Raw genomic sequence first — 8203 nt, 5'->3', positions numbered from 1 at the left:
TCAAGTTCTTGAAGCGTGCCGTCGCCGCGATGTAGTTGTTCATCTTTGTCGGCGGTGCCTTCGCATTGGTGACGATCAACGCGAAAGAACAAGAGGCTCGGCGACAGGCTGAGATTGCCGAGTTGAGACGCGTTGAAGCTGAGAAGCAAAGGAAAAGAGCTGAAGCGGAGACCGATCGAGCGGAAAGTAATTTGCAATTGGCAAATAGAAACTTAGATCGCGCTCTGGCTGGGGAAAAGTTAGCGAAAGAAAATGCGGAGAAGGCGGATGCGAATGCGAAGGAAGCCGTCGAAAACGCGAAGCTCGCTGATAGGAATGCGAAGGAAGCAGAACGCAACGAAAAACGCGCCGAGTCAAATGCAGAGGAGGCTCGCATCAGTGCAAACGCCGCCCTGGTTGCTCAGAAGAAGGCTGAAATCGCTCGAGCCGAGGCGGAATATGAGTCGTATGTTTCGCAGATCGGGCTGGCCAAAGCACGTGTGGATCGGAACGAGTTTTCCGACGCTCGACGCATCCTTTCGGAATTGACCGCTGGCTATCGTCAACGATTTCCCGAGGAACCGTTGCCATGGGAATTGCGTTGGCTGTCTGCCACCGTTCATCAGTCCAAGGCTGTTGCCTCGCTGCCAGTGATCGCGAATGAGTTGTCGTTGGCGGAAAATCCAGTCGGCGACAAACAGCGGGGTTTGATCACGCAGGACGATGGACGCCTGGTAACGTTCTCGATTGCGAGTGGTGCACAATCTTCCAAACTTCACCCTCCCTCCGGGCGGGTCGAGCGAAGCGAGCGGAGGGCCGCACCTGGATTCCCATTGCTCATCAACGCGATATGGAGTGATCCCGATGGCGGATCCATCACCACCGCCGCAATGAATGCTTCCGGCGACCAAGTGGCGATCGGAATGCTCGATGGAAGGATCGAAATTTGGAGCGGGGATCTCTCGAAGCGAACGTTGCGTTTGCCGATGCATGACGGACCCGTGAGCGACCTGCGTTTCGTTGATTCAAACACTTTGGTTTCGTCGTCCACCGATCGCACGGTCCGGGTTTGGGACCTGAGTTCGAATGACAATGAGGGTGTTCCTGGTTACAGCGAGCACTGGCACATCGGGCCGGTCACCAAGGTCGCCGCCGTTCGCGAAGGTGAAAACGTGTGGGTATCGGCAGCCGTGAATGATTCGGCTCGCGGTCGCGTTGCGGTTTGGAACATCAAACCCGATCAAGACGAAACGGCGGCCCGAATCGGTCGTTTCATGCGACATGAATCCGAGGTCTCCGCAGTCGCGGTCTGGCTGGAAAATGGCTTGCCGATGTTCGCGAGCGGCGACACCGACGGGCATATCGTCGTCTGGGGAAAAGACGATTTGATCGATGCCGATCCGAGGAAGAGCATTCAGAACGCGGTCCAGAATTTGGCGTCGACAGGCGATGCTGATTCCGGCACCAGCAAAGCCGACTCCATCTCGCTGAATGAGACCACGCCGATGCATCGAGGCGGCGTGCAGGACATTCGCTACGACCGGACGCTCGACCGCTTGATCACCTCCGGCAAGGACTACGTGGTCCGGATTTGGAAACGAGCGGATGCGCCTGGTGACGCCGAACTTGAACTTTGGGATCGTGAGCGATCATTGCGGGGTCACGGCGGCGCTGTCAAAGCGGCCTTGTTTGTTCCCGCGACCCAGGGAGAAGTCCTGTCTTTGGGTGACGATCAAACGCTCCGGTACTGGGATTCGGAAACGGGATTGTTGGACAATGGATCGGACGAAGACTTCACGTCCGTTTCCGTTCGCAAAGAGAATGACGCGGCGTCGAGCGGTTGGAACGCTTTGGAAGCAACCGCTCACGACGACGAAATTTGGTCGGCTCGGTTCAGTCACGATGGAACCAAGGTGGTGACCTCCAGTCGTGATCACACGGCGCGAGTCTTGTCGATTGATCCCAAGACGTCTCGCTTCGACACGCGATGGACGATTGCTTCGGGGCAACCAGAATCACCCGAGGCGAATCACGGGCGGGAGTCCGAAGGCAGGCTGGAAGAGGGGACCGCGTTCGGTGCGATGTCGATGCGAATGGACCCCGTGCATCGACGGTTGTTCCTTGGTAACGCTGACGCCGTCGTTCGCATCTGGGACGTTGATCGCGGAACAGAACTTGGCAGCGTCCGTGGCACGGGACTGAATGATGTGCTGGCCGTTTCCAAAGATGGAGGTCTTCTCGCCACCGGTTCCAGTTCGCCTGAGTCCGATGTTTTGGTTTGGAAGTTGAGTCCGTCGAAGTCAGTCTCGCCTCGGTTGCTGCATCGTCTGAATGGGCACGAAGAATCCGTCGCGGCCCTGGCGATCTCGCCAGACAACCGTTGGCTGTTCAGTGGCGACCGTGCGGGGCGAGGCCGTGTCTGGGACTTGCAGTCGGGCGAACCGGTTGGCGAACCGATCGATGATTTGCTCGGCTTTCGAATCAACACAGCCGTGTTCGCTGGGGATTCCGAAAGCGTTTGGATTGGATCGGACAATCAATCGTTGATGCGTTGGCGTTGGTCTGACCGAACTTGGGCAGACCGCTTCGAGATGGATGGCTTTTTGACGGAATTGGTCGTTGCCCACGACGGACGTCAGGCGATCACCATCGATCAATCCAAGCGAACCGATCGAACCATCTTCAACGTGGTTTGGTGGGATCTCTCCAGTGGCAACCAGCAACGTTTGCTATCGGAGTCGTTTTTGCAGAACCAAACCAAAGCGGTTGGTGGTCGGCCCACTATTGGCGGCGTGTCGTTTTCGACGGATGGGCGACGCGGCCGGGTGGTCGTGACGCCAGCGGGTGAGCGAACCAGTCGCATCGAAACGTGGGACATGTCGGGCGACATCGGATCGGCGAAACGCATCGCAGCGGTGGAGTTGCCAGAACGCATTGGCGAGTGCACGGCGGTTGAGTCGTTGCAGGGTGATCGATTTGTCACGATGCACGGAAACGCAGCGTTCCTCTGGGATGAGAAATCCAACACGCATTTGACCAGCTACCGGGCTCACGGTGCTGTCACGCGAGCCATGTTTGCAGGCGGCGATCGCCGTGTGATCACAGCCAGTCGCAGTGTCAAAGTCTGGGATGCAGAAACGGGAAAAACGATCGGTAAGTTGGAGTCACCTCACGAAGGAACCATTCGTGCAATCGCGGTCTCCCCCAAGGCCGTCTTTCGATTTGCCACGGGCGGAGACGATTCTCAAGTTCGCGTTTGGGACTTCGACGAAACCGCAGGAACATTCGAATCCGTTCGACAATGGAATGATCCGGTTCTGCAGGGCGGGATCGCATGCTTGGACTTCAGTGCCGATGGATCGTGTTTGCTAGCGACGAGCAATCAAGGTGCCGCGACGATGATGCAACTCGATGGCGACGCGAAACTCAAATTGGTGGCTGACCCGTCGCTTGGCAAGCTGAACGTCGGCCGTTTTTCAGACAACTCTCATTGGGTCGCGGTCGGTGGATCCGACAACGTCGCGAGAATGTGGAATGTCGAGGATTGGTTGGCGAACCCCATGAAGAAGACCGCTGAAGCAGGACCTCCTATTGAATTGATTGGCCACGCCGAACCGATTTCGGATTTGGCGATGTTGACCAACCCGCTTCGCTTGTTCACCGCCAGTGAAGATCGATCGGTGCGAGTTTGGGATCCGATTGCCCAGGGAGCCCTGCAGGGCGAGCAGAACCAATTCGGCCGTGTGTTGTTGGAACTGCGAGGTCACAAGGATGCGTTGTCGGCTTTGGATTTGACCGACGAGGGGGACTTGATGATGACGGCATCGGAAGACGGAACGGTTCGCCTCTGGCCAGCAGCGACCGCCACGGATTGATCGAAAGGAACGGATGGTCGTCAGTTGTCCATGCGAAATTGGGTGGCAAACCAGTGGCGGGTTCTGTCCCACAGCGACGTTGTCTCCACATCAATCACGGCTTCGATGATCCAGTCGGTTGGCGGAGCGAAATCGAACGGCCGCTCATCAGGATCCAGTGCGATGGTGACTTCGTAGGTCCCGTCTTGCTCGTTTGGCCGCGTGCCGACCTGTGTGATCCGACCGTGCCACGCTGCACCTTGTGGGAAATGCGTGACGGCGGTTTGCCCTTCTCGGACCCATCCGATTTCGGAAGCATCCACGGGGACCGAGGCTTGATAGGCATCTTCTGAAACGATTTGGCAGATTGGAGTTCCACTGCTGATCCATGATCCAAGGTTGATCGATTCGGTCGGCTGACCGCTCCAACCGATTTGGGATCGTGATCGTTGCCACTGCGTGATGGGTTTGGGCGTGGTCGCGACAATCCGGCCCGCATGGGGAGCACGGATTTCGCGATGTGCCGATTCCGCTTGCACTGTTCGCAATTCGTCCCGTTTGGATTGCAGAGCCAATTCGATCGTCGGGATGTTCGTGGAAGGTTGCTGGGATGCAGTGGAACTGGCTCGATTCATGCGAACCCCTTTCAAGCGAGCTTCCAGTTCCGCGATCTCTCCCTCAAGACGCTGTGTCTGAAGCGAGGACTTCCAGTCAACCAGTTTCGCGACCAGCCCGTTGGACTGGACGGCCTGTCCTATTTCAGCAACCGATTCCAAACGTCCCGCAGCCAAGGCGAAGACCTCGGTCCGTTGAACCGGCCGAATGTTCGCGGTTCCCTTCAGGTGGTGAGGAAGCGGAACCAGAAGGACTGCCGACAACAAGGCAGCTAGTGCACCGAACATCCATCGCGACCGTGTGCGAGCTTTCACGGGATCCATTTCGCGTGGTGGTCGGACGATGGGAGCGGTCCAAGTTCTCAACACGCGGTAGAGGACGATTGCGATGGCGACCAAACCAACGGTCGTCGCACCGATCGACGCGAGGAAGTTGACGGCCAGCCAACCGATCGCTCCAAAGATGGCGATCCGATAGAGCGTGCTGGCTATCGCGTAGGTGAGCAATCCGATGGAGTCGCGGTCATTCTGCATTTCTGAGGGTTGCGATTCGGACTCGTTGCGAATCGCGGAGACGCCCCCAAACCACGCTCGCAAACGCGTTTGCAACGCGGATCGTGAACGGGAAGCGAGGTTCGGAACGGATGCCGCGTCGGACAGCAGGTAGTAGCCGTCGTACCGCATCAAAGGATTGCCGTTGAGGATCAGCGTGTTGACCGACGTGACCATCAGCACAAACAGCAGCACGTTTTGTAACAGTCCTGGCATCGAATGGGCCCAGGTGATCAGAGCAAGCGATCCAAGCAAACCTTCCGCCAAAATTCCTGCCGCGGAGACGAATATTCGCTTCCAAGGTTGAGGAATCAACCATGCGTCGCTGACGTCGCAGTACAGACATGGGATGCCAAACAAGAACATCACACCCATTTCGCGGCAGTGGCCGCCGAACCATTTGCAGGCGGTCGCATGCGCCAGTTCGTGAATCAACTTGACGCTTGAGATCACCGCCGCGAGGACGACCCATGTGGAGGGGGATTGCAGCGTCATTGCGTTCTGCCGGATCGCGGGGATCAAGTGTTCCCAGTTGGCGAGCAGCGTGGTTCCTGATAGCAACACCCAAGCGGAACCAGCTACGACAAATGATTGGCGATGCTGCCGAACCAACGCTCGAACACGTTGAACGGGGCGATCAAGCCAGCGGTCGGGATCGACCAAGGGAATGCGGATTGCCAACGGGTTGCGAATCGCACGCTGCCTAAAGGATTCGTCTGGTTCGCGTCGTGCGATGAAAGTCGGGCCGGTTGCCGATGAGGTTGTGATCCAACCCTTTTGATAGACTTGGTTCACAAAGGCCTCGAAATCCTCGCGTGAAAGTTCGGCGGGAGCGAGCAGACGCTGGCAGTGCAAGTAAGCTTGTTCGAGCGTTCGCTTTCCGTCGAGGCTGTTCAGAATTGAGAATTCTTGTTCGTTGACCATCCACTGAGCGGAGGCCCGATCGTTGGATCCACGCACCGAAACCAGCGGGTCTCGGATGACCCACTGAAACGCTTTGCCGACACGAATTGCACGGCAAAACAGATCCGGTCGCAATCTCGGTTGGATGGCGGCGGAACTCATCGTGTCGTTCCGGAGTCGTTCGATGGCAGCAGCAGTCGCGCCGGTGAACCAGGCAGCACTTTCCCGTCGGTGTTGTCGATTTCAATCCAGAATCGAGTTTCTCGAGTCAGCGGATCCACTTCGGGGCTGATGAATTTGGTTTCGCCAATTTGCTGGACCGTTTCTCCGTTGGCAAGTTCGATGGTCAGCTTGGGTTTGGATTCCTTGCGAAGCCAACCGATCCATGTGGCGGGCAGGTAGCCTTCGACTCGCAGACGATCCAAACGAACCACTCGCGCAACCGCTTCGCCAGGTTGCACCCAGTCGCCGACACGGTGAGAAACTTCGACCACCGTTCCGTCGATCGGCGACTTCAGCGAGTGTTGGTCGACATTCACATTCGCCAGTTCGAGCTGTTGCTGTTTCTGTTTCTTCTTCAGCCGCACGATGTCCGCAGCCGCTTTTGCTTGCTGAACCGCGACTTCCGCCGAGCGGATTTTTGCCTGCAAAGCTGCGGCGGTGGCTTGGTCGACGGATTGTTCCAAGCGAGCGTTCTCCTGTTCGAATCTGGCTTGTTGGGTTTCCAGAGTTCGTTGTTCGTAAGCGAGTTTGAATTGATCGATTTCGGATTGCGAAACCGCATCGTCGAAATTTTGCTTGGCGTTGACCGCGCGTGTCCATTCGCTCTTGGCGACCGCTTCCGCTTTCTGAGCGGCCAGGACGCGGATGTCGTTTTCGGCAAGTCGTTTCTGGATGGCTGTGCCGGCTTCGTGTTCCTTGGCCGCGCTCTTTTGTTCTTCCAAGAAAGCGAGAGCCGCGTCGACGTCCAGCGTTTGCGCCAGTTGAAACTCGATGATGGCGAGTTCTTGTTCGGCGGATTGTTGTTGGAGTTTGGCCGCCACGCCATTTAGGCTTGCCAGCAGCGAGCCTTGTTGCACCGTGTCACCCTCGGTCACTTGGAGCTGGACCAGTTGACCGGGAAGGGTGGCCACGGCGGCTCCCGATTGCACCGGCGTGACGATCAAATCACCGATCCACGCGAGCTGAGATGATTCGAAGGAATCAATGTGCTCGTTCTGTGCCAGGCCTGGTTGCGAGACGAACAGGAGGATTCCCGCTGCGATGAGTGCTCGATGCATTACCAAATCTCCCGAAGGGATTCGAACAGGGGGCGAAGGAGAACGTAGGCGAGGCTTCGTCGGCCGGCTTCCACGTCACCGACCACGGTCGACCCCATTGGTTGGTCGCTGAGACCTTCGAGTGTTGAAGGGACAGTGGAGCTCAATTGAACAACCGGTTGTTGTTTTTCATTGGGAAAGACCACCGATGCGACGTGTTGAATCTCGCCGGTCCAAGTGACATCGGGATGCGCTCGAAGACGCAACCGGCATTTCAACACTTCGGTTTCGGATTGAGCCTGCAGGACATGACCAATGTGTTGCTCCGCCAATTGCAAGTTAGCGACCATTCCGGCGGAAGAATCCACCACGTCGAACAACCATTGGCCTTGGAAAACATCTCGGCCGACCAGAGATTCATTCTCGTCCCAACGACGGACTTGGCCTTCGACTTCCGAACGGATCGACATCGATGCTTGCACGGACTTCAGCAACGTCAGTTGTCTTTCGTAGGATCGAATGCGCTCGCGAAGGACCAATTCGTTGGTCGACGACTGCAGGCCGCCAGTGCTGGACGAACTCGATGGAGCGGAACGATCGGAGCGGATGGTGCGTCGTCCAGCCAACTCGGCTTTCGCGGTCGCCAGGTTGCCCGCAACCATTTCGGTTTGCAGGTCGAGTTCGTCGCTTTTCAGTTCGACCAGCAGGGTTCCTGGAGTGATCTGTTGACCGTCTTTGACATGAACAGAAACCACGCGAGCTGCGGTCGGTGCGAAGAGACGTTGTTGATGAATCGGTTCGAGGCTGCCTTCCACCGGAAGTCGCAAGGGGACTTGGACAGCGATCAAGATCAGGGCGGCGACGGCACCGGCTGCCGCCAAAACGCTCCGGGGCAACCGACGTTTAGGTCGCCACGATGAGGCATGGATTTGATCGACGGTTTGTTGCAGCGCGGGAGCCAACGCGCCGCTGACGGATTGCCAGTCCGCACGCAGTTCGGCGGAGTCGACTGGTCGGGAAGACGAGTCGAAGGTTTCGAGCA

Annotated in this window: 3 protein-coding genes and 1 pseudogene; 1 reads left to right on the top strand and 3 read right to left on the bottom strand. The window is 57.4% G+C overall.

From position 1 onward, the window contains the following. Window positions 1-3854 (top strand): annotated as a pseudogene (locus tag ACF8AM_RS00535) (protein kinase); the annotation flags it as partial. 20 nt (window positions 3855-3874) lie between these two features. Here the strand turns inward: ACF8AM_RS00535 and ACF8AM_RS00530 are convergent. The 3 genes from ACF8AM_RS00530 to ACF8AM_RS00520 form a co-directional block, all read right to left on the bottom strand. Then, window positions 3875-6064 (bottom strand): HlyD family efflux transporter periplasmic adaptor subunit, encoded by a 2190-nt coding sequence (locus ACF8AM_RS00530; RefSeq protein ID WP_392553749.1) that lies wholly within the window; start codon window positions 6062-6064, stop codon window positions 3875-3877. After that, window positions 6061-7182, bottom strand: coding sequence for an HlyD family secretion protein (locus tag ACF8AM_RS00525; protein WP_392553748.1), 1122 nt, complete (start codon window positions 7180-7182; stop codon window positions 6061-6063). The genes ACF8AM_RS00530 and ACF8AM_RS00525 overlap by 4 nt, the downstream gene beginning before the upstream one ends. Further along, window positions 7182-8203: biotin/lipoyl-binding protein (locus ACF8AM_RS00520; protein WP_392553747.1), on the bottom strand; the 1022-nt coding region annotated here is incomplete at its 5' end. The genes ACF8AM_RS00520 and ACF8AM_RS00525, both read right to left, overlap by 1 nt.

Source organism: Rhodopirellula sp. JB055, assembly GCF_043100905.1.
Lineage (GTDB): Bacteria > Planctomycetota > Planctomycetia > Pirellulales > Pirellulaceae > Rhodopirellula.
This window is presented reverse-complemented; position numbering and strand designations above follow the sequence as displayed.

Excerpts from the sequence above, each read along its gene's own strand:
- ACF8AM_RS00525 (WP_392553748.1), bottom strand. The coding sequence starts at position 7,182 with ATGCATCGAGCACTCATCGCAGCGGGAATCCTCCTGTTCGTCTCGCAA.
- ACF8AM_RS00530 (WP_392553749.1), bottom strand. The coding sequence starts at position 6,064 with ATGAGTTCCGCCGCCATCCAACCGAGATTGCGACCGGATCTGTTTTGC.